The sequence below is a fragment of the Arthrobacter sp. efr-133-R2A-63 genome (genome assembly GCF_030209795.1).
Classification (GTDB): Bacteria; Actinomycetota; Actinomycetes; order Actinomycetales; family Micrococcaceae; genus Arthrobacter; species Arthrobacter bambusae_A.
Window position 1 is genome coordinate 144496 of record NZ_JARVRG010000021.1, and the last position, 20166, is coordinate 164661.

Consider the following 20166-nt stretch of genomic DNA (forward strand, 5'->3'; position numbering starts at 1 on the left):
CCATGTCTGATTCCAGGAATCAGTCGCGCTCTGTTGCGCGCCACCGCGGCGAACCTGCCCGGAGAAACAAGTCACGTTCCACGTTGAGGCGAGTCGCCTCGAACCTCGGCACCGGCCAGCGCATGGCAGTTGTTGCCGGCGTCGTCGCCGTGTTCCTCGGTGCCGGTGCTGCAAGCCAGGCCGCCGGACAAGCCATCAATGCCCAGGACATGAGCCGTTCGTCGGATTCCCGCGCGGCTAGTCACTCAGCCACTCCATTCGCCACCGCCACGCCGTCGGCGAGCGCGAGCGCCAAGCCGAGCGCCACGCCGGTTCCGAGCCGGGCAGCCGCCCCGGCTCCGGCCGCCGTCGCGCCCCAGGCTGCAGCCCCCGCCGCGCCGGCACCCCCGGCCGCACCTGTTGCCCCGGCCGCACCTGTTGCCCTCGACGATCCCGCCGGCGCCCAGGCCTATGCCGCTAGCCTCCTGCCGTCCTACGGTTGGGGTCAGGGCGAGATGTCCGCACTGATCACCTTGTGGAACAAGGAATCGGATTGGCGCACGACTGCCACCAACGCCTCCAGCGGCGCTTACGGAATCGGGCAGTCGCTGCCGGGCGCGAAAATGGCATCCGAGGGCGCCGATTGGCAGACCAACTACCAGACGCAGATCCGCTGGGGCCTGAACTACATCAAGGAACGCTACGGATCGCCGTCCGCGGCGTGGTCCTTCCACCTCGCGAACAACTGGTACTAAGCCAGGAGCTACGCACAAAGAACGCAGAGGTCCGTCCCTTCCGGGGGCGGACCTCTGCGTCTAGTGGCCACACATGCGAGTCGCCATGCCGGTCGGAGATCCACAGCCATATCACAGGTTCCGCCTAAAGCCCTCATAATCGGCAGCCGCACTCTGGATACATGACGCTCATCGAATCCACCTCCGGTACCCTGAAGGACCCCGCGGTGGTGCCGCCGGGCCTTTCCCTCCAGCCCAACGCTCCCCTCCAGCCCAACGCTCCCCTCCAGCGCAGCACGGTGCGACGCGCGCCCGTGGACACCCACACCGCCATCCCCGTGCTCGATGTCACGATCCCGGTCTTCAACGAGGAACGCGACCTTGAGGAGTGCCTGCGCCGGCTTCACGGCCACTTGCGCGAGACGTTCCCGCACGGCTTCCGCATCACCGTGGCGGACAACGCGAGCACGGACGGCACCTTGAAAATCGCTGAACGCGTGGCGAGGGAGCTGCCCGAACTCGCTGTTGTCCATCTTGAGGAGAAGGGACGCGGCAACGCCCTTCGCAAGGTGTGGCTTGCATCGCCGTCCCCGGTTCTCGCTTACATGGACGTGGATCTGTCCACGGACCTCGCCGCTCTGGCGCCCCTTCTGGCACCGCTGATCTCCGGCCACTCGGACCTCGCCATCGGCACGCGCCTGACGCGGAACTCAAGGGTTGTCCGCGGCCCCAAGCGCGAGTTCATTTCGCGCAGCTACAACCTGATGCTGCACTCGTTCATGGGCGCCCGTTTCAGCGATGCGCAGTGCGGCTTCAAGGCGATCCGGGCAGATGTCGCCCAGCAGCTCCTCCCCCACACCATGGACAACTCGTGGTTCTTCGACACTGAACTCCTGGTGGTCGCCGAACGCTGCGGACTCCGCGTGCACGAGGTTCCCGTTGACTGGATCGACGATCCCAATTCCAGCGTCGACGTGGTGCGCACTGCCCTGGCAGACATCCGCGGCATGGTCCGGCTGACCCGGGATCTCGTCTCGGGCCGCATCCCCGTTCCGGAACTGCGCGCAGCGCTGGCACGCGGGCCGCTTCCGGCGTCGTCGCGCATTGCCGAGCAGAGCCCGCGCAGCAGCCTTTTCGGGCAACTGGTCCGGTTCGCCGCGATCGGCGCTGCCTCCACCCTGGCCTACGTGCTCATCTTCCTGTTCTGCCGCGGCTTCATGGACCCGCAGCTGGCCAACTTCCTGGCGCTGCTCGCCACGGCCATCGCCAACACCGGCGCCAACCGGCGCTTCACCTTCGGCATCCAGGGCGGCAATCCGGTCCGGCACCACTTCGAGGGTTTGATCGTTTTCGGCATCGGCCTCGCCCTCACTTCCGGGGCACTCGCTGTGGTGCACGGTACGACGTCGCCCGGCCGCTGGGGCGAGCTCCTCACCGTGGTCGCGGCGAACCTCGCAGCCACTGCAGTCCGCTTCCTCTTGTTCCGACTTTGGGTCTTCCGGCAGCCAGCCGCGCAGGCGCCTGCACCCACCACACAAGCCACAACGCGCACAGAAACGGCAGCATCATGACCTCCACGATTACTCCCGCAAGCACGGGACCCGCAGGTTCAGTGGTTCCTGCCGCCGCCGGGACTGCCGACGCACCGCCTCACCCGGCCGGCCCGTCGATCCCCGATGCCGCGCCCCGTTGGACCCGATACGCCTTTGGACGGCAGCCCCGCTGGGTGCGGCCGTCCGCCGCCGGGCTCCTCGTCGCCACCGCGTTCCTGTATCTCTGGAACCTCGCGGCCACCGGCTACGGAAACTCCTTCTACGCCGCGGCCATCCAGGCCGGCACCAAGGACTGGACGGCCTTCCTCTTCGGTTCCCTCGACGCCGGCAACGCCATCACGGTGGACAAGCCCCCGGCCTCTTTGTGGATCCCCGCTTTGGCGGGCCGGATCTTCGGCTTCTCGCCCTTGAGCATGCTGGTTCCCGAGGCACTGATGGGCGTTGCCGCCGTCGGCTTCCTCTATTTGACCGTCAAGCGGGTCTCCGGACCGGGCGCGGGCTTGTTGGCGGGCGGCGCCTTGGCCCTGACGCCGGTGGCGGCGCTCATGTTCCGCTTCAACAATCCCGACGCCATGCTGACCCTCTGCCTGGTCCTGGCCGCGTACTTCACGACCCGTGCCATCGAACGCGCGGGCTGGAAGTGGCTCGCCGCAGCCGGCGCCGTCGTGGGACTCGCGTTCCTGGGAAAGATGCTGCAGGGATTCCTGATTGTTCCGGGCCTCGGACTCGCATATCTCTGGGCCGCCCCTACCCCGTTGCAGCGGCGCTTGCTGCACCTGCTCGGCGCAGTGGGCGGTATCGCCGTAGTGGCTGGCAGTTATATCGCCCTCTTCCAACTGACTCCGGTTTCGGCACGGCCTTACATGGCAGGTTCGCAAACCAACAGCTTCCTTGAGCTGACTTTTGGTTACAACGGGCTGTCCCGCATCACCGGCTCGGGCGAGGGCACGCCCGGTGGAGGCGGCGGCCCCGCCGGGGGCGGCCTCGGCGCATTCGGCGGCGGCGGCAACACCGGCTTCGGCGGGGCGGCCGGGATCACCCGCATGTTCGGCACGAGCTTCGGTGCGGAGGTCTCCTGGCTTCTGCCTGCTGCGCTGGTTCTTCTGGCAGCCGGCCTGTGGTTCACCCGCCGGGAAGCGCGGGCCTCCCGTACCCGCGCCGCTCTCATCCTGTGGGGCGGCTGGCTTCTGGTCACGGCGGGCGTGTTCAGCTTCATGAGCGGCATCGTCCACCCCTACTACGCGGTAGCCCTCGCACCGGCAATCGCCGCCCTGGTGGGCATTGGCAGCGTTGAGCTGTGGCGCGGCCGCGGATATTGGCCGGCCCCGATCGTTCTGGCGGTGGTGGTCCTCGGCAGTTCAGCGTGGTCCGCGGTTCTCCTCGGCCGCGACGCCTCCTGGCTTCCGTGGCTGCGCATCGTGATCGTCGTCCTGGGCGTGGTGGCGGCCGCGGCAATCCTGCTCCGCCTCGACTCACTGCGGCCCGCGGGCCGGTTCCGGAGCGCAGCGGCCGCGGCCGTCGTCGTCGTTTCCCTTCTGGCCGGCGGCCTCGGAACCGCAGCGTGGACGCTCGCGACGGCGGCTACCGCGCATTCCGGGTCCATCCCGACGTCGGGTCCCGCCGGCTCCGCCACGGGAGGCTTCGGAAACCGGGCTGGAGGGTTCGGCGCAGCCGGTGGCGCAGGTCAGGCAGGAGGCCCCGGTTCCGAGGGAACGGCCGACGCCGGACTGACCGCGCTGCTGTCGTCCACCACCACGAAGTGGTCGGCGAGCGTCTCCGGCGCCACACAGGCCGCAAGCCTTGAGCTCGCCACGAACACCAACGTGATCGCACTCGGTGGCTGGAACGGCGGCGATCCCTACCCCACGCTGGCACAGTTCCAGGACATGGTGGCCAAGGGACAGATCGGCTACTACATCGAGGGTGGCGGCATGGGTGGCGGCGGCGGATTCGGAGGCCAAAGCGGCAATTCCGAGGTAGCCTCCTGGGTACAGGCCAACTTCCAAGCCCAGACGGTGGGCAACTCCACCGTCTACAAGCTGACAAAGTAGATTCCGATGACCACGTCCTATTCCACAGATACAGGTTCCACGCCGGGCCAGCTGGTTCCGCCGTCGAGTTCCGTAGAGCCGACACCGCTGGAACCGCCCGTTCCCCACGCCCTGCGGCACCGAGTGGAGCTCGGCATCGTGCTCCTCGCAACGGCGGTCCTGTATCTCTGGAACCTCGGCGCTTCCGGCTGGGCCAACCCGTTCTACTCCGCAGCGGCCCAAGCCGGTTCGCAGAACTGGACCGCGTGGTTCTTCGGATCGTCCGACGCCGCCAACTCCATCACCGTGGACAAGCCGCCGGCGTCACTGTGGATCATGGACCTCTCGGTGCGGATCTTCGGACTGAGCTCCTGGAGCATCCTGGTTCCCGAGGCGCTCATGGGCGTTGCCACGGCATGGCTGCTGTATCTCGCAGTCCGGCGGGCTGCGGCCCCCGCCACCGGCGATCCACGGATCGCCCACCGGGCCGGGCTGCTGGCCGCCGTCGTCATGGCCATCACCCCGGTTGCCACCCTCATGTTCCGGTTCAACAACCCGGACGCCCTGCTGGTGCTGCTCATGACGGCCGCCGGCTACGCCACGCTGCGGTCCATCCAGGACAACAAACTGCGTTGGCTCCTGCTGGCCGGGGTGCTCCTGGGCTTCGGTTTCCTGACAAAGCAGCTCCAGGTCCTGTTGGTGGTTCCCGGGTTTGCCGTGGCGTACGTGGTTGCCGCGCCGGGTGGAGTGGGCCGCCGCCTGCTTCGGCTCCTTGGCGCGGGAGCGGCCATGGTGGTCTCGGCCGGCTGGTGGCTCGCAGTCGTCGAACTCGTTCCGGCGAACATGCGGCCGTTCATCGGCGGGTCCCAGAACAACTCCATCCTGGAACTGACCCTCGGATACAACGGCTTCGGCAGGCTGAGCGGCCAGGAGACAGGCAGCGTCGGGGGCGGCAACGGCTGGGGCGTTCCCGGGCTGTTCCGGATGTTCAACAGCGAGTTCGGCGGCCAGATCGCGTGGTTGCTGCCCTCGGTGCTGGTCCTCGGGGCCGGCCTGCTGTGGCTGGGCCGCCGTGCCCCGCGCACGGATGCCGTGCGCGCCTCAGTGATCGTGTGGGGTTCGTGGGTGCTGGTCACCGGGCTGGTATTCAGCTTCATGGCGGGCATCATCCACCCCTACTACGCGGTAGCGCTGGCCCCTGGAATCGCCGGGCTCGCAGGCCTGGGCGGCGCGCTTTTGTGGCAGCACCGTGCGCAACTTGTCGCCTCGGTCATGCTCGCAGTCGCAGTGGCCGCCGCGGGATTCACGGCCTTCGAGCTCCTGGGCAGCACCACGGCCTATGGTCCGTTGCTGCGCTGGGCAGTGCTGTTCGGCGCCCTCGCAGCCGCAGCCGGGCTGGTCCTTTCGGGACGCTTCACCTCCCGCATCCTTCAGCGCACGACGGCGGCGCTCGCCCTCGCGGCCTCCCTCGCCGGGCCTTTGGCGTACTCCATCTCCACCGCCTCTGTGACGCACAGCGGCGCCATCCCCAGCGCCGGGCCCGCGACTACGTTCGGTGGCTTCGGCGGCTTTGGAGGCCGGGGCGGCTTCGGGCAAAACGGTTTCAGGCAATCAGGCCAGAACACTCCCCCGCAAGCCCTCCAGCCGTCTGGCATCCAGGGCGGCGGCTTCGGAGGGAACCGGCAGGGCGGCGGCATGGGCGGCCTGCTCGGCGCCACCACGCCGTCGTCGGAAATGGTTGCCACGCTGAAGTCCGGCGCCTCGAACTACACGTGGGCGGCCGCCGTGGTTGGCTCCAACAATGCCGCCGGCTACCAGCTGGCCACCGAACTGCCCGTCATGGCGGTGGGCGGCTTCAACGGCACGGACCCGTCCCCCACGCTCCAGCAGTTCCAGCAGCTCGTGGCACAGGGCAAGATCCACTACTTCATCGCCGGCGGCACCATGCAGGGCAGCAGCGGATCCGAAGCGCCTGCCCAGATCGCGCAATGGGTGGCGGCGAACTTCCAGGCACAGTCCATCGGCGGAACCACGGTGTACCCGCTGGCGGGCTGAATCCTGAGCTGAAGCACCCGCAGGAAAACTTTCAAAAAGGCCCTTGTTTTGCAAACGTTTGCAGAGAAAAGTGGACGCCACTGCAGATCCCGTTTCCAAGCTTTCGTTGCATCAAGGAGGATGTATGTATTTCGCCGACTGGCTCGTTTTAGGGGCCTACTTCGTCGTCATGATAGGGATCGGCTGGTGGGCCAAGAGCCGGGTGAAAAACGCCGCGGACTTCTTCACAGCCGGTGGGAAGATGCCGTGGTGGCTGGCAGGGATTTCCCACCACATGTCCGGCTATTCGGCAGCCGTCTTCGTTGCCTACGCCGCCATCGCCTACACCACCGGCTTCGCACTGTATGTCTGGTGGGCGCTCACCATCACCATCGCCTGCATCATCGGCTCCGTCTTTTTCGCCCCGCGCTGGCCGCGCCTAAGGCAGCGCCTGGGCATCATCTCCCCGCTCGAATACCTGGCCACGCGCTACAACCTGCCCGCGCAGCAAGTACTGGCCTGGTCCGGTGCCGCCCTGAAAGTGTTCGATGTTGCGGCCAAGTGGGCGGCCAGCGCAATCCTCCTGAACGTGTTCGCCGGGGTTCCGATTGCCGTTGGCATCCTGATTGTCGGCGGGGTCACGCTCATCTACTCGACCGTTGGTGGCTTGTGGGCTGACGCCTTGACGGATATGGGCCAATTCATCATCCAGTCCGTGGCGGGCGTCGCGATGCTCATCTTCGCCATGGCCAAGCTCGGGGGCGTTTCCTCGATCGCCGGGATCTGGTCCCGTCTGCCGGCCTCCCATTCGCAGCCATTCGCCGGCGACTACACCATCGGATTCTTCCTTGCTTACTGCCTGATCAGCACTATTTCCTACAACGGAGGTACCTGGAATCTGGCCCAGCGCTTCATTGCCGCCCCTTCCGGCTCAGCGGCCCGCAAATCAGTCCTGCTTTCCGGCGCACTCTATCTAGTGTGGCCATTGGTGCTCTTCTTCCCCATGTGGGCCGCGCCTCTGATCCTGCCCAACCTGGCGCACCCCGATCAGGCCTATGCGCTCCTCACCCAGCAACTGCTGCCTGCCGGCCTGGTAGGCCTGGTTGTTGCCGGAATGTTCTCCCATACCATGGCCATGACCTCTTCGGACGCCAACGCGATTTCCGCCGTCGTCATCCGCGACATCATCCCCGCGCTGCGCGGTTCACGGCAGCCCCTGACGTCGCGTGCGGAACTGCTGGGAGGCCGGATTTCCACGTTCCTGTTCATCGGATTGTCGATGGTCATTGCCCTGAGCGCGGATTCATTCGGGGGTGTTTTGGGCCTGATCATCCTCTGGTTCGGTGCCTTGGTTGGTCCAATCGCCGTTCCCATGTTGCTGGGGATGTTGCGGCCGTTCCGTCGTTGCGGCCCCTCGGCGGCCTTGTTCTCGTGGGCCACCGGTCTGATCGTTTTCGCGCTCGCGAAGTATGCCCTGGCTGCTCCCATCGCGAGCCTGGGCACGGCAAGTGCGCAGACCATCAACGTGGCCGCCCCCGTTGTAGCCTCTGCTATCGTCTATTGCGTCTTCGGCTGGTTGCGCCCCTGGCACAATGAGGCATCCGACGCCCTTGTCGAGTCCCTGGACCGGGACCTCGAGCCGGCCACCTCGCTTCCCGTTGAAAGCACCGTGGCATGAGCACAACGGCGTCCGAAATACGGGATCAGCTGCTCAAGGGCGTCCTCCCTTGGTGGCTCGAGAATGGAATCGACAGGAAAGACGGCGGAGTTTTCACGTGCTTTTCCAACTCGGGGCGATTGCTCTCGAACGAAAAATATACGTGGTCCCAAGGCCGCTGGGCTTGGCTCTGTTCAAGGATTGCGTTGGACAGCGAGGCCGGAATCATCGGGGAAGACCCCCGGTTATGGGCCACCTTGTCGATTGAAACGGCCAGGTTCATCCAGGCACACGCCATCCTGGACGGCGGTGTGACCGCATACCGCACATCGGCTGCGGGGCAGCCGTTGCCGTCCGGGCCGCACGGGGAGATCGCCGTCAGCGTCCTGGCAGACCTCTTTGCGGCCTTGGGCCTGGCGGGTGCCGCCAGGCTCCCCCAAGCGGCGGCCCGCGAACGTGAAGAGTGGCTGCACTCAGCCCATGCACTTCTCGCCCACGCCGAAGAAAGGATCGAGGCCCGCAGCGCTCCGTCCGAGCCTTACCCCGTCCGGGCCGGATTCAAGGACGCGGCCGGGCTGATGCTGCTGCTGAATGTGGGCGCCCAGCTGCATTTGGCCAGCGGCTCGGCCGAAAGCGCTCAAACAGCCGGCGCCGCGCTTTCCCGGCTCCTCGGCGACGCAAACGCCGAAGGCATGTGGAAGGCCGGCTCCTGGTGGGAATACCGGCCGGACAGCGCCGATGACCTCGACACGCTTCTGGCCCGCCACCGAACCCCCGGCCACCTGCTGGAGATGCTCTGGATGGTCATGGAAGCCGTCGAGATCATGCCTGACCTCGCACCTCGTATTCCGGGCTGGCTACCGGACCTCGCTGTCCGGGCGCTGGAAGCCGGCTGGGATGACCAGCACGGCGGCATCTTCCGGTACGTCGACAGCACAGGAACAGAACCGCGGGGCAGGCTCCTTGGCAACGACCCTTACGAGACCTTGGTGACCCAGACCTGGGACACCAAGCTGTGGTGGGTCCAGGTTGAGGCCCTCTACGCGAGCAGGCTGCTCGCAGAACGTTTCGTGCGTCCCGAGCTCCTGGACTGGCATGAGCGGATCTGGTCCTACACCCTCGACACATTTCCCGACCCTTCCGGCCAGGAGTGGCTGCAAATACGCGACCGCGAAGGGAAACCCCTCGACAAAGTCGTGGCACTGCCCGTCAAGGACCCCTTCCATATAGCCCGATCACTCCTCCTGACCACCGAACTAGAAACCCGAAGGACTCACACGTGACAGCACTTACCACATACAGCCCGGCCGTTTCCGCACACCCCGACCGGGCCGCCTTGGGGAAACACGCCGGCGCGCACGCAGCGGAAACCCTGCGCAGGGCGCTACGGAACCAGCATGAGGTCCGGCTGATGCTGGCGGCAGCTCCCAGCCAGGAGGCAACGCTTCTGGCGCTTGCCCAGGAGCCCGGCATCGATTGGAGCCGGCTGACGTGTTTCCATATGGACGACTACCTGGCCCTGCCGGCCGACGCACCCCAAGGTTTCGGAAACTGGCTGGAGCGCACGTTCTTCAGCCGGCTGCCGCCTACTACCTTTCACCGCATCAACCCTGGGAATCCCGCCGAAGAAGAGGCAGGACGCTACGGCACGCTGATGGGCCAAGACCCCTTTGACCTGGTCCTGCTGGGACTGGGAGTCAATGGTCATCTTGCCTTCAACGATCCCCCGGCCGACCTTGCCGACCCGCTGCCCGCACGCGTCATTACCCTCGATCAGGTAAGCCGCCAGCAACAGGTTGACGAAGGGCATTTCCCTGGTTTCGACGACGTTCCGCAGCGCGCCATCACCGTCTCCATCCCGCGCTTGCTGCACGCCTCAGAAATCATCGCCTCCGTTCCCGGCAGTGCCAAAAAGATGGCCGTCCAGAACACCCTGAACCAGCCGATCAGCGGAAACCATCCCGGTACCGCGCTGCGCACGCACCCCAACGTCACCATCTACCTCGACGCCGAATCGGATCCCCGATGAACGCAAATGAACAGCTCTCGGAGGACTACCTCGGGAAAATCACCGAGCTCCTCGCGCGAATCCGCTGGGAAGAAGCCGAAAACATCAACATCGCCGCCGCCATTCTCGCGGCCCGGGTCGCCGAGGACGAACTGGTACACATCTACGGACCGGGCGGTCATTCAAACCTGGCAAGCCAGGAAGTGTTCTTCCGGGCAGGCGGATTGATGCACGTCTCCGCCATTTTGGACGAAGGGACCTTGCTCTCCAACGGCGCCCTCCGCTCAATGGCCATGGAACGGACTCCGGGTTACGGCCGGATCGTCATCCAGGACGCGGGCCTTGGACCAGGAGACGTCCTCATCCTGGTCAACGCGTACGGGATCAACAGCGCACTCATCGATGCGGCCCTGACGGCACGCGAACTATCGGTCAAGACTATTGGCGTTTCCTCGCGCGAGCATGCAGGGGAAACAGCCGGTGACCACCCTGCAAGGCATCCGCAAAAACTGAACCTGCACGACGTCGTCGACCATCACATCGACACGAAGGTTCCCATCGGAGACGCCGTCATGAAGGTCCCCGGGACAAAGGAGAAAACGGCCGCCGTGTCGACATTCGCCAACGCCTTCACCCTGAACTGGCTCATGATGTCCACCATCAGCAAGCTGAACGAAATGGGGATTGAGCCGCCATTGTGGAGATCGGGAAATGCGCCGGGCGGGGACGCAGCCAATCAGCAGTTCATTTCACGTTTCAAAGGACGGGTACACAAGCTGTGACACACCCCAAAACGATTGTGGGCAAAGACCCCCACAGGGGGATCAACATCGAAATCGCCTACGACACGACCATCCTGTCGGTGCGGGAGATCGACCCCGACCAAGGGCTGCCCGTCATCGCACCTGGATTTATCGATGGCCAGGTCAACGGATACGGCGGACTGGATGTCAACGCCGCTGATGTCACGCCGCAAACCATCATCGACATGAGCACAGAGCTGGCGAAGCTGGGCGTCACCACGTGGGTGCCCACCATTGTGACTGCCACGGAAGAGGCAATCACCGGCGCGCTCGAACAGATCAAGCGGGCATGCGACATTGACCCAGCCACCCGCGCAGCCATCCCCTGCATCCATGTCGAGGGCCCGTTCATCTCCGACCAGGACGGTCCCAGGGGGGTCCACGACGCCGATTTCGTCCGCCCCTTGGACGTCCAGGAGGTCCGGCGCTGGCTTCGCGCAAGCGGCATGGTCGGCATCGTCACCGTCTCGCCGCATACCCCTGACGCCCCGGCCCAGATCGCCCAAATCCGCGAACTCGGCGTCGAAGTGGCCATCGGACACACGCACGCAAGCCCCGAACAAATCACGGCTGCCATCAACGCGGGAGCCGGGCTGGCCACCCATCTGGGCAATGGCATCGCCACCACCCTGCCCAGGCACCCCAATGCCTTGTGGACTCAACTGGCGGACGACCGCCTCACGGCAGGACTCATAGCGGACGGGCATCACTTGCCCAGTGACACGTTGAAAGTCATGATCCGGGCAAAGACCCCCGAACGCGCCTATCTGGTCTCGGACAGCACCGCGCTGGCCAGCAGCCAGCCTGGCCGGCACCGTACTTCCGTGGGTGGCCTGGTGGATCTTGCCCCGGGCGGGAGGCTCTCCCACGTGGGCACGGATCTGCTCGCGGGGGCCGCCGCCACCCTGCCGGACGGTTTCCGCAACGTGATCCGCAACGTCGGCCTGGAGCTTCCGGAAGCCCTCAAAATGGTGACTTCCACTCCCGCCCGGGTGATCCCGGGGACCCGTCCGGGGCTCGGCCACCTTCGAGTCGGTTCCCCGGCGGATTTCGTCCTGATCACCGGAGAAGGACCCGAAGCGGGAACCATCACCGCCGTATTCCAGTCCGGCCGGAAAGTATCTGGCGGACCGGAATGAGTGCCACCCAAGCCGGGCAGGCCACCATGCGGGTGGGCGCCGCCGTCGTCGGGATCTCGCCACCCGCGGGTACGCCAATGGCCGGCTTCGCGGCGAGGACGGAACCGAGCACCGGCGTCCACGACCCCCTGACCGTCCGGGCGTTGGCCGTGGAAGACACCTGCTTGATCACCGTGGATGTGTGCGGCCTCCATGAGGACACATGCACCCGCATCGCACACGGTTTGCCCTTTGTGCCGGATCGCGTCGCGATCACCGCGACGCATACCCACGCAGGTCCGTGCGTCATTCCGGGCCGGCTCGGGGGCCATGACCCGGGCCTCCTGGAGGAAATCGTCTTGGCTTGCCGCGAGGCCGCGGAGGCCGCCGTGGACTCCCAGCAGCCGGCGACCCTGTACTACGGCGAATCGCGCGGAGTGGATGTTGCGAGGAACCGACGCCATCCCGAACGCGCCGTGGATCCACCCGTCCAAGTTGCCACGTTCAACGACGAAGCCGGACAAGTGCTTGCCTGGATCGTGCTCTATCCCTGCCACCCCGTGGTCCTGGGCCCGGAAAACCGCCTCATCAGCGGCGATTATCCCGCGTTCACCAGGGACGTCCTAGAGGAACGTTCCCCCGGCTCAGTTGCCCTTTTCCTGCCCGGGACCGCCGGGGACCTCAATTCAGGCCATCGCGCCGACGCGTCGTACTCGCTTTCCGGCTCCGCCGGCAGGACGATGGAGCAGGCGCGCAAGATCGGAGAACATGTGGCGGCATCCGTAGTGGAGACCCCGCTATTGCCGGTCTTCGATTCAAGGAAGACCTCCGTGGCCCGGAGGGCCATCAGCCTCACAATGACTTCGCGCGACGCCGGTTCCCCCGCGGAGTTGAGCCGGCAGTGGGAGGCCGAAGCGGTCTCGGCGGATCCCGGCAGGCGATCCCTTCTCGAGGCCTGGAGGCAGTGGGCCATGGACCGGAGGCCCGAAGAGGACATGTCCTGGCGTGCAGCAGTGAGCGTCTTCAACTGGCAAGGCCTGGCCCTCGTAGGATTACCGGGAGAACCATTCCTGGCCACAACGGACGCCATCGCCTCCGAGGTGGACGGTCCCGTCATGGTCACTGGCTACACCAACGGCTGCCCGGGGTACTTTCCGACCGCCGACGAGTATGACTTCGGAGGATACGAAGTGGAGGACGCACACCGCTATTACGGCATGCCCGCCCCCTTTGCCCCTGGCAGTGCCGAAGCCTTGGTCCAGGCCGCTTTGGAACTCACGGGTGAGCTCCAATGACGGGCCGTCCAACCATCACGCAATTGGCGGCCGAACTCGGAATCGCCCCCTCAACCGTGTCGAGGGCCTTTACCCGGCCAAACCTGCTCAAACCGGAGACCGTGGCCCTGGTACAAAAAGCTGCGGAAGCCGCAGGCTATGTACCGAACCATCACGCGCGCGCCCTTTCGACGGGACGTGCCGGGGCGATCGGACTCATCGTGCCGGACATCGCCAACCCGTTCTTCCCTCCGCTGGTCCGGGCGGCCCAAAACTACGCAAGCGATCTCGGACTCTCCGTGTTCTTGGCGGACACTGATGAAGATCCCCTTCGGGAAGACCGTCTCATCTCACGGATGGCTCCCCAGGTTGAAGGGCTGATCGTCGTTTCATCCCGGCTCGCCTCGGCCCGCATCCGGCAAATTGCCGATTCCCAGCGGGTGGCCTTCATCAACCGCGATGTTCCGGAGACCTACCGGGTACTGCTGGACACCGCGGCAGCCATCCGCTCCGCGCTGACCCACCTGTCGGAGCTCGGCCACCGCCGCGTGGCCTACGTCGGCGGTCCTCCGCAATCATGGGCAAACAAGCAGCGCCGCTCGGCTGTGGACAACTTCTCGAAGGTCCACGCCCTCGAGGTCACGCATTTCAGTGCGGATCCGGGCACCTACGAAGCCGCGAAGGCGCTCAGCGATTCGGTGGCAGCATCCGGAGTCACGGCAGTCATCGCTTTCGACGACGTCATCGCGCACGGCCTGATGGGCGGATTCGCGGCCGCGGGCGTGGACGTCCCGAAGGACTTGAGCGTCATCGGATGCGACGACACCCTCGCGACCACGACCTTTCCTGCCCTTTCCACGATCGCGGTCAATGTCGGCGCCGCGGCCCGGCGCGCCGTCGCTGCCCTCTCCGAGAATCCAGGCTCAACCAGCCTGACCGGAGCGAGGATCATCTTCGAAGGAACCCTTGTCCTCCGGGGAACAACGGGAGCGGTCCGGCCTACATCCAGCCCGCTGACGCTAGAACCGGAGCTCGATCGCCCATCGCCCCGAATCGTCCAGGCTGGCCACGGCAGTGACAGCTGAGTAATCCGCGATCTGCCACAGTCCATCCGCCGCCTCGCCACCGGCGTCGCCCACCACCACGGTCCGCATGCCGGCCGCACGGGCTGCGGCGATGCCCGCCGGCGCATCTTCGAACACGACGACGTCGGCCGGCTCGGCACCCAGCAACGCGGCTGCCGTGAGGTAGCCTTCCGGATCGGGCTTGCCGCGGGTCACGGCCTCGGAGGTGACAGCGGTCGCAGGCATCTCGAGTCCGGCCGCTTTCATGCGCACCCCGGCGAGGATCCGATCGGCCGAGGTGACCATGGCGACGGCGTCGGCAGGCAAGGACCGCAGCAGTTCCGCGGCACCGGGCAACGCCACGATCCCGTCGGTCCGGGTCCGTTCCATCTGGCCGAGTTCCTCCGCGAGAGCGTCGATGTCTGCTCCGGCCGGGGCGAAGCGGCGCACCGTGTCCTTGGCCTGGACCCCGTGCGACGTCCGCAGGATCTCGTCGATGTCCAGTCCGTACCGCCCCGCGAATTCGCTCCACACCTGCTCCACGATCGCGGTGGAGTCCACCAAGGTGCCGTCCATGTCGAAGAGGACGGCCCGGACGGTCAGGGTTTTCACGGCTTCAGCAGGCAGGTTCATACCTCCATCCTGCCTGCTGAAACCCGTCCGCGGCCCGACTCTTACGGCGTGAGTCCTAGCCGTTGGGCCTGTGCGGGATGTATTGGACGGCCCATTTATTGCCGTCCGGATCGGCGAAGTACACAAAGTGACCCCAATCCTGGACGTCGATGTCGCTGACTTCCACGCCGTTGGCCTTGAGTTGGCTGTGGGCCTCCTGGATGTCTCCCACCACCATTTGCAGGCTGGGGGCGGTGCCGGGAGGCGCGTCGTTGAGGCCCTCGCCGATGCAGATGGAGCAGGCCGAGCCGGGCGGAGTCAGTTGGACGAAGCGGATGCCGTCCATGGGCCGCTCGTCGTAGTCGGCGTTGAAACCCACTTTGTTGACGTAGAAATCCTTGGCGCGGTCCACATCGGACACGGGGACAAACACGAGTTCAAGTTTCCAGTCCATGCGCCAAAGGCTATCGGCGGAGCCCGAAAACCGGTAGGGGCGGAGCACAACGCGGAGTCACTTACGGCCCATGTTGCTGCTCGAATTGGGCCGTAAGTGACCCCGCGTTGATGAGGCTACGCCGGGCGGGTTAGCTGCTAGCGGCCGAAACCCACGAATTCGCGGACCTGCTAGCCGGCAACGCCGTACAGTCGGTCTCCTGCGTCGCCCAGGCCTGGAACGATGTAGGCCTTATCGTTGAGCCTCTCGTCAATCGAGGCGAGGACGATCTTGACGTTGGCCCCTGAAAGCTCTTCTTCGAGCTTGGCCAGGCCTTCCGGCGCGGCCAGCAGGCAGATGCACGTGACGTCCGAAGCGCCGCGCTTGAAGAGGAACTTGATGGCTTCGCGCAGTGTGCCGCCGGTGGCGAGCATCGGGTCAAGGACGAAGATCTGGCGGCCGGTGAGGTCTTCGGGGAGTCGCTCGGCGTAGGTGATGATGTCGAGGGTCTCTTCGTCGCGGGCCATGCCCAGGAAGCCGACTTCAGCGGTGGGGACCAGCTTGGTCATGCCCTCGAGCATGCCGAGGCCTGCGCGCAGGATGGGGACCACCAGCGGCGTCGGCTTCGTGAAGGCGGTACCGATCGCTTTGGTGACGGGGGTTTCGATCTCTACCGCTTCGGTCCTGACCTCGCGGGTGGCCTCGTAGGCCAGCAAAGTGACGAGTTCTTCGGTGAGTTGCCGGAAGACCGGGGAAGGAGTGTTCTTATCCCGCAGAACGGTGAGCTTGTGAGCGACCAGCGGGTGGTCCACGACGAGTGTGCGCATGACTCCAAAACTATCATTGAGGCATGAGCACCAACGAGCCTTATCACGCGGAGCACGCGGCCTGGATGGGTCTGGCCCTTGACGAAGCCCGGCGGGCGCTGGATACCGAGGATGTGCCGATCGGCGCCGTCGTCCTGGGGCCCGACGGCGGCGTACTGGGTGCCGGGCGGAACGAACGGGAAGCGCACGGCGACCCAACGGCCCACGCCGAGATCGTCGCGATCCGCGAAGCGGCAGCCGCCCTGCAGCGCCACGCACTTGAGCTCGGCGAAGGCGGAGACGGCTGGAGGCTCGAGGACTGCACCCTCGTGGTGACGCTGGAGCCGTGCGCCATGTGTGCCGGAGCCATTGTGCTGGCCCGGATTCCGCGGGTGGTCTTCGGTGCCTGGGATGAGAAGGCCGGTGCCGCCGGATCCGTGTTCGACATCTTGCGGGAACGCCGCCTCAACCATTGGGTGGAGGTATACGCCGGCGTGCGCGAAGAGGAATGCTCGGCCCTGTTGCGCGATTTCTTCGCAACCCACCGGAAATAGCAGCTGCCCTCCGGATCGCTCTTGAAGTCAATAGCGTGTTGGACGTCAGATGGTCTCAGGCAGCACAGCTGAGGAGGACCTCATGACCGTCTCTTTCAACCACACCATCGTCTACGCAACGGACAAACGCCGTTCGGCGGAGTTCCTGGCCAAGGTGTTTGGACTCCCGAAGCCGCAAGCCGTGTGGTCCTTCGTGACCGTGCCTTTTGACCATGGGGTCGCCCTCGATTTCGCCACGGCCAGCCGGCCCATCTCGCCCCAGCACTATGCCTTCCTGGTCAGCGAGGAGGACTTCGACGGGATTTTCGCCCGGATCCAGGCTGAGGAAATCCCCTATTGGGCGGACCCGGCACGGTCCCGCCCCCAACAGATCAACCACAACGACGGCGGACGCGGCGTCTACTTCGCCGATCCGGACGGGCATTTCCTGGAGGCGATCACGCGGCCGTATGGATCGGGTGCCGCATGAGCCACGTACGCGTCACGGCGATGGTGACCGGCCGCGTCCAGGGAGTCGGTTTCCGCTATTCAACAATGCACCAAGCCCGATCGCTCGGACTGACCGGAGAGGCGGCCAACCAATTGGACGGCTCGGTGCAGGTCATCGCTGAGGGTGATCGCGAAGCAGTCGATTCCCTGCTCGAATGGCTGCAGTCCCGGGAAGCCCCCGGCCGCGTGAAACACGTGGATGCCGCGTTCACACAAGCCACCGGCGAGTTCTCCGGATTCTGGGTGGACTGACGCAACCCAAAGCGAGACCAGCCTCAGGTGGTGGCGGCGTTCGCCTTATGAATTGGCACTGTTGAATTGGCGCTGTCCAGGGCGTCAATGCGTTTCTGGCGTGATGCCGGCGAGTCCAGGCTGAACGAGCGAAAATCCCCGAGGTCTTCGCGGATCCAGCTCTCCACCTCAGTGATCCGCTGGGTGACGGCCGCGGTGGGCTTGTCGAATGTCCAGGCCGCGATCCGTTCCTTGCCCGGATCGTATTGCCACAGCCCGATGATGCGTCCCCGGTCCAGGATCGGGTGGTCTGACAGATCCGCCTGCAGACCCAGGGTGCCGTCCAGGACCTTCCGGCCCCTATCGCCTTCAGCCAGCATGTCCGCCGAGTTCCTGCGCAACAGCACCAAAGAGTCTGTCCCGGCCAGAAGCTGGATCTGTTCCTCCTGCGGCGCCTTGAACGCGGAAAGGTGCTCGACGTCGTCGGGCAGCATCCAGAGAGGCTCGCCTACCGCCGTCGTCACTTCGACGGCGCCGACGGCGGCCAGCGCCGCCTTGCTCTGCGCGACAGTGAAGCCGGTAAGCCATTGGCTCTGCTTTAACGTCGCGCCGCCGGTCCAACGCAGGTACCGTTCGATCAGGCGCGCGCGGGCGGCGTCGTCGTCGAGGGTACTGGGCGGCAGCGCCCATGACGTGTAGGCGTAGCGCTGTTGGTCGAGGCGGCCGTTGACCGGCACGCGGCGGATACGGCCGTCGGCTTGCAGGAGGCCCAACGCTGTGGGGAGGGTGGTGGACGCGCCCTTCTTCTTGCCTTCTTCGCCGAGGCTTCGGACGGATTCGCCGAGCTCGTCCTTGAGCTGTTTGGGATCCATGGGGTCGCTGGATTCCATGAGGGTGTGCAGCACTTGCTCTTCGAGCAGGGTGATCTCTCCGCGTTCGACGCCGAGCCGGGCCAGGACCTTGAACGGCGCCACCGCGGCCTCCCGACCCACTTGGAGGCCCCACGCGAAGTCGTTCCGGCCGAGGACGTAGGTACATCCGCGCGCTGTGGGAAGCTCGTGTATTCTCAGCTCGGCGACGTCCCGATCGACCTGTTCGCGGCGGATCCCTGCCCGGGCGAAGAGCGTCAGGTAGGGGTTGGCGCCGCCCACGGAGCGGGCCCAACCGGCGCGGTCCAGGACTTCCTCGGAGGTCTTCCCGGAGAGGGAGCCGTCCAGGCCCTGCCGATGCCACGCCCAGGCGCGCAGCAGTTCAGGGGTGAGTGTTCGGGTGGAAAGCACGGCGGACGTCATGGCCCCATTCTGCACCGTTTGCCCGGCATCCGGGGCGGTCCCGCGCTAGCTATCGCTCGAAGTCCAGCGAGAAGCCAGCCCAGGCGTCGGGATGTTCCCGGAGGACGACGTCGACGCCGGCGAGCGCACCGCCGTCGTCGCTCTCGCGGACTTTCGCGGCAACCGCCTCAGCGATGAAGCGGGCCAGGACCTCCGTCGTCGTGAGCTGTCCGGCGAAGTCGGGGTGCTCGTCGAGGTTCTTGTAGTTGAGGCCGGCCAGCACCTCGTCCAGGATGGTTCCGGCCGCGCCGATATCCAGGACGATCGCGTCGTCGTTCAGTGCTGCCCGGCGGAACGTCACCTCGGCCACGAAAGTGGCTCCGTGGAGTCCCTGCGCCGGGCCGAACGACTTCCGCGGCAGGCTGTGGGCGATCATGAAGTGCCGGCGGACGGTGAGGCTGAACATGGTTAGCCTTTCTTGGTATTGGGGTAGTTGATGACCCGGCAAAGATCGTCCAGTTCGCCGTTTTCCAGGCCATTGAAGACCTCCGGTAGCTCCTCGAATTGCGACTCTCCCGTGAGGAAGGCGTCGAACACCGGGTCCCGCAGCAGTGACACGGCCAGGTCCAGCCGCTCGCTCGAGGTGCGGCGGTGCCGGCGCGAACGTGCCACCACTCCCACCTGGCTGGCCCGGATCGAGAGGCGCCGGGCATGGAAGTCCTCCCCCAGCGGGAGGGAGACTTTCCGGTCCCCGTACCAGGACATCTCAATGATCTCGCCTTCGTCCCCCGCGAGCTGCAGGCTACGGGCCAGCCCTTCGTCCGTGGCCGAGCAATGGAACACGATGTCGCAGTCCTGCTTTGCATCGTCCGGAAGCACGAACTCCACGCCCAGGGATTCGACGAACCCGCGCTTCCCCGGGTCCGTCTCCACGAGTTGCAGGCGTTCCAGCGGGAAACCGCGCAGCAGTGCTGCTGTCATGCCGCCCACGAGTCCGGCCCCGACGACGGCGATCCTGTCACCGAGCCGGGGTCCGGCCTCCCAGAGGGCGTTGAGCGCGATCTCGGCGATGCCGGTGAGGACAGCGCGCCGTGGCGGCACGCCGTCGGGAATTCGGGTGAGTGAGCTGAGGGGCACGACGTAGCGGTCCTGATGCGGATGCAGGCAGAAGACGTTCCGGCCGATCCAATCTTCGGGACCTTCTTCAACGACGCCGACCGATAGATAGCCGAACTTGACCGGCGCAGGAAAATCCCCGGTTTGGTGGGGCGCCCGCATCGCTTTCGCGATGCGTGGGGGGACATTGGCTTCGTGGACCACGAGTTCGGTTCCCCGGCTGATTCCCGAGTACAGGGTCCGAACCAGGGCCTCACCCTGCGCCGGTGCTCGAAGGTCCTCGCTCCGGAGCTCACCCTGGCAGGGGCCGACGGTCCAGTAGGCCAGGGCGGATTGGGGGTGGGTTTTCTGTGCCGGGTTCTGCGGCGCGTTTCGTGGAAGAGTCATCGTGCTTGCGAAT

At 65.9% G+C, this 20166-nt stretch carries 20 protein-coding genes; 14 read left to right on the plus strand and 6 right to left on the minus strand.

Annotated features, from left to right (window positions below; genetic code table 11):
• Positions 1 to 2: 2 nt before the first annotated feature.
• From QRN45_RS11470 to QRN45_RS11520, 11 genes are all read left to right on the plus strand, one after another.
• A complete protein-coding gene (locus QRN45_RS11470; protein WP_284763446.1) occupies positions 3 to 734 on the plus strand; it encodes an aggregation-promoting factor C-terminal-like domain-containing protein in 732 nt (243 codons plus the stop codon).
• A gap of 161 nt (positions 735 to 895) precedes the next feature.
• Positions 896 to 2284: a glycosyltransferase gene (locus tag QRN45_RS11475; RefSeq protein ID WP_284763447.1), complete on the plus strand. Its 1389-nt coding sequence runs from the start codon at positions 896 to 898 to the stop codon at positions 2282 to 2284.
• Positions 2281 to 4317 (plus strand): ArnT family glycosyltransferase, encoded by a 2037-nt coding sequence (locus tag QRN45_RS11480; RefSeq protein ID WP_284763448.1) that lies wholly within the window; start codon positions 2281 to 2283, stop codon positions 4315 to 4317. The genes QRN45_RS11475 and QRN45_RS11480 overlap by 4 nt, the downstream gene beginning before the upstream one ends.
• Before the next feature lie 6 nt (positions 4318 to 4323).
• Positions 4324 to 6351, plus strand: a complete 2028-nt coding sequence (locus QRN45_RS11485) for an ArnT family glycosyltransferase (RefSeq protein WP_284763449.1) — start codon at positions 4324 to 4326, stop codon at positions 6349 to 6351.
• A 124-nt stretch (positions 6352 to 6475) separates the two neighbouring features.
• Positions 6476 to 8008: a sodium:solute symporter family protein gene (locus QRN45_RS11490; protein ID WP_284763450.1), complete on the plus strand. Its 1533-nt coding sequence runs from the start codon at positions 6476 to 6478 to the stop codon at positions 8006 to 8008.
• Positions 8005 to 9270: an AGE family epimerase/isomerase gene (locus QRN45_RS11495; protein ID WP_284763451.1), complete on the plus strand. Its 1266-nt coding sequence runs from the start codon at positions 8005 to 8007 to the stop codon at positions 9268 to 9270. Before QRN45_RS11490 ends, QRN45_RS11495 begins: the two co-directional genes overlap by 4 nt.
• The gene (locus QRN45_RS11500) at positions 9267 to 10016 is read left to right on the plus strand and encodes a 6-phosphogluconolactonase (protein WP_284763452.1); all 750 of its coding nucleotides are present in this window, start codon (positions 9267 to 9269) and stop codon (positions 10014 to 10016) included. Before QRN45_RS11495 ends, QRN45_RS11500 begins: the two co-directional genes overlap by 4 nt.
• A complete protein-coding gene (locus QRN45_RS11505) occupies positions 10013 to 10777 on the plus strand; it encodes a sugar isomerase domain-containing protein (protein ID WP_241709676.1) in 765 nt (254 codons plus the stop codon). The genes QRN45_RS11500 and QRN45_RS11505 overlap by 4 nt, the downstream gene beginning before the upstream one ends.
• Positions 10774 to 11937, plus strand: coding sequence for an N-acetylglucosamine-6-phosphate deacetylase (locus QRN45_RS11510; protein WP_284763454.1), 1164 nt, complete (start codon positions 10774 to 10776; stop codon positions 11935 to 11937). The genes QRN45_RS11505 and QRN45_RS11510 overlap by 4 nt, the downstream gene beginning before the upstream one ends.
• Positions 11934 to 13211, plus strand: coding sequence for a neutral/alkaline non-lysosomal ceramidase N-terminal domain-containing protein (locus QRN45_RS11515; RefSeq protein ID WP_284763456.1), 1278 nt, complete (start codon positions 11934 to 11936; stop codon positions 13209 to 13211). Before QRN45_RS11510 ends, QRN45_RS11515 begins: the two co-directional genes overlap by 4 nt.
• Positions 13208 to 14275 (plus strand): LacI family DNA-binding transcriptional regulator, encoded by a 1068-nt coding sequence (locus tag QRN45_RS11520; protein ID WP_241709673.1) that lies wholly within the window; start codon positions 13208 to 13210, stop codon positions 14273 to 14275. The genes QRN45_RS11515 and QRN45_RS11520 overlap by 4 nt, the downstream gene beginning before the upstream one ends.
• Here QRN45_RS11520 and QRN45_RS11525 read toward each other — a convergent pair.
• The 3 genes from QRN45_RS11525 to upp all read right to left on the minus strand — a co-directional run bounded on the left by QRN45_RS11525 (position 14210) and on the right by upp (position 16126).
• Positions 14210 to 14887: an HAD-IA family hydrolase gene (locus QRN45_RS11525; RefSeq protein WP_241709672.1), complete on the minus strand. Its 678-nt coding sequence runs from the start codon at positions 14885 to 14887 to the stop codon at positions 14210 to 14212. The genes QRN45_RS11520 and QRN45_RS11525 overlap by 66 nt on opposite strands.
• A 55-nt stretch (positions 14888 to 14942) precedes the next feature.
• Positions 14943 to 15320 carry a VOC family protein gene (locus tag QRN45_RS11530; protein ID WP_078106607.1) on the minus strand — a complete coding sequence of 126 codons (378 nt, stop codon included), beginning with the start codon at positions 15318 to 15320 and terminating at the stop codon, positions 14943 to 14945.
• 170 nt (positions 15321 to 15490) lie between these two features.
• Positions 15491 to 16126: a uracil phosphoribosyltransferase gene (gene upp, locus QRN45_RS11535; protein WP_241709671.1), complete on the minus strand. Its 636-nt coding sequence runs from the start codon at positions 16124 to 16126 to the stop codon at positions 15491 to 15493.
• 23 nt (positions 16127 to 16149) lie between these two features.
• Between upp and tadA the strand changes: the two genes are divergently transcribed.
• The 3 genes from tadA (at position 16150) to QRN45_RS11550 (ending at position 17400) form a co-directional block, all read left to right on the plus strand.
• Positions 16150 to 16659, plus strand: coding sequence for a tRNA adenosine(34) deaminase TadA (gene tadA, locus QRN45_RS11540; RefSeq protein WP_241709670.1), 510 nt, complete (start codon positions 16150 to 16152; stop codon positions 16657 to 16659).
• An 82-nt stretch (positions 16660 to 16741) separates the two neighbouring features.
• The gene (locus tag QRN45_RS11545; RefSeq protein ID WP_078106631.1) at positions 16742 to 17128 is read left to right on the plus strand and encodes a VOC family protein; all 387 of its coding nucleotides are present in this window, start codon (positions 16742 to 16744) and stop codon (positions 17126 to 17128) included.
• Positions 17125 to 17400, plus strand: coding sequence for an acylphosphatase (locus QRN45_RS11550; protein WP_078106609.1), 276 nt, complete (start codon positions 17125 to 17127; stop codon positions 17398 to 17400). Before QRN45_RS11545 ends, QRN45_RS11550 begins: the two co-directional genes overlap by 4 nt.
• 23 nt (positions 17401 to 17423) lie before the next feature.
• Here QRN45_RS11550 and QRN45_RS11555 read toward each other — a convergent pair whose 3' ends face one another.
• The 3 genes from QRN45_RS11555 to QRN45_RS11565 are packed head-to-tail and all read right to left on the minus strand — an operon-like array spanning position 17424 to position 20153.
• Positions 17424 to 18671 carry a DNA glycosylase AlkZ-like family protein gene (locus tag QRN45_RS11555; protein ID WP_284763458.1) on the minus strand — a complete coding sequence of 416 codons (1248 nt, stop codon included), beginning with the start codon at positions 18669 to 18671 and terminating at the stop codon, positions 17424 to 17426.
• A gap of 49 nt (positions 18672 to 18720) precedes the next feature.
• Positions 18721 to 19116 (minus strand): 6-pyruvoyl trahydropterin synthase family protein, encoded by a 396-nt coding sequence (locus tag QRN45_RS11560; RefSeq protein ID WP_284763459.1) that lies wholly within the window; start codon positions 19114 to 19116, stop codon positions 18721 to 18723.
• A gap of 2 nt (positions 19117 to 19118) precedes the next feature.
• The gene (locus tag QRN45_RS11565; RefSeq protein ID WP_284763460.1) at positions 19119 to 20153 is read right to left on the minus strand and encodes a zinc-dependent alcohol dehydrogenase; all 1035 of its coding nucleotides are present in this window, start codon (positions 20151 to 20153) and stop codon (positions 19119 to 19121) included.
• Positions 20154 to 20166 lie beyond the last annotated feature (13 nt).

Bases quoted from the DNA above. Each gene is read 5' to 3' on its own strand.
- QRN45_RS11490 (WP_284763450.1), top strand. From the start codon at position 6,476: ATGTATTTCGCCGACTGGCTCGTTTTAGGGGCCTACTTCGTCGTCATG.
- QRN45_RS11515 (WP_284763456.1), top strand. From the start codon at position 11,934: ATGAGTGCCACCCAAGCCGGGCAGGCCACCATGCGGGTGGGCGCCGCC.
- QRN45_RS11480 (WP_284763448.1), top strand. From the start codon at position 2,281: ATGACCTCCACGATTACTCCCGCAAGCACGGGACCCGCAGGTTCAGTG.
- QRN45_RS11565 (WP_284763460.1), bottom strand. From the start codon at position 20,153: ATGACTCTTCCACGAAACGCGCCGCAGAACCCGGCACAGAAAACCCAC.
- QRN45_RS11560 (WP_284763459.1), bottom strand. From the start codon at position 19,116: ATGTTCAGCCTCACCGTCCGCCGGCACTTCATGATCGCCCACAGCCTG.
- QRN45_RS11470 (WP_284763446.1), top strand. From the start codon at position 3: ATGTCTGATTCCAGGAATCAGTCGCGCTCTGTTGCGCGCCACCGCGGC.
- QRN45_RS11525 (WP_241709672.1), bottom strand. From the start codon at position 14,887: ATGAACCTGCCTGCTGAAGCCGTGAAAACCCTGACCGTCCGGGCCGTC.
- QRN45_RS11495 (WP_284763451.1), top strand. From the start codon at position 8,005: ATGAGCACAACGGCGTCCGAAATACGGGATCAGCTGCTCAAGGGCGTC.
- QRN45_RS11505 (WP_241709676.1), top strand. From the start codon at position 10,013: ATGAACGCAAATGAACAGCTCTCGGAGGACTACCTCGGGAAAATCACC.
- upp (WP_241709671.1), bottom strand. From the start codon at position 16,126: ATGCGCACACTCGTCGTGGACCACCCGCTGGTCGCTCACAAGCTCACC.
- QRN45_RS11530 (WP_078106607.1), bottom strand. From the start codon at position 15,320: ATGGACTGGAAACTTGAACTCGTGTTTGTCCCCGTGTCCGATGTGGAC.
- QRN45_RS11550 (WP_078106609.1), top strand. From the start codon at position 17,125: ATGAGCCACGTACGCGTCACGGCGATGGTGACCGGCCGCGTCCAGGGA.
- QRN45_RS11555 (WP_284763458.1), bottom strand. From the start codon at position 18,671: ATGACGTCCGCCGTGCTTTCCACCCGAACACTCACCCCTGAACTGCTG.
- QRN45_RS11475 (WP_284763447.1), top strand. From the start codon at position 896: ATGACGCTCATCGAATCCACCTCCGGTACCCTGAAGGACCCCGCGGTG.
- QRN45_RS11520 (WP_241709673.1), top strand. From the start codon at position 13,208: ATGACGGGCCGTCCAACCATCACGCAATTGGCGGCCGAACTCGGAATC.
- QRN45_RS11485 (WP_284763449.1), top strand. From the start codon at position 4,324: ATGACCACGTCCTATTCCACAGATACAGGTTCCACGCCGGGCCAGCTG.
- QRN45_RS11545 (WP_078106631.1), top strand. From the start codon at position 16,742: ATGACCGTCTCTTTCAACCACACCATCGTCTACGCAACGGACAAACGC.
- tadA (WP_241709670.1), top strand. From the start codon at position 16,150: ATGAGCACCAACGAGCCTTATCACGCGGAGCACGCGGCCTGGATGGGT.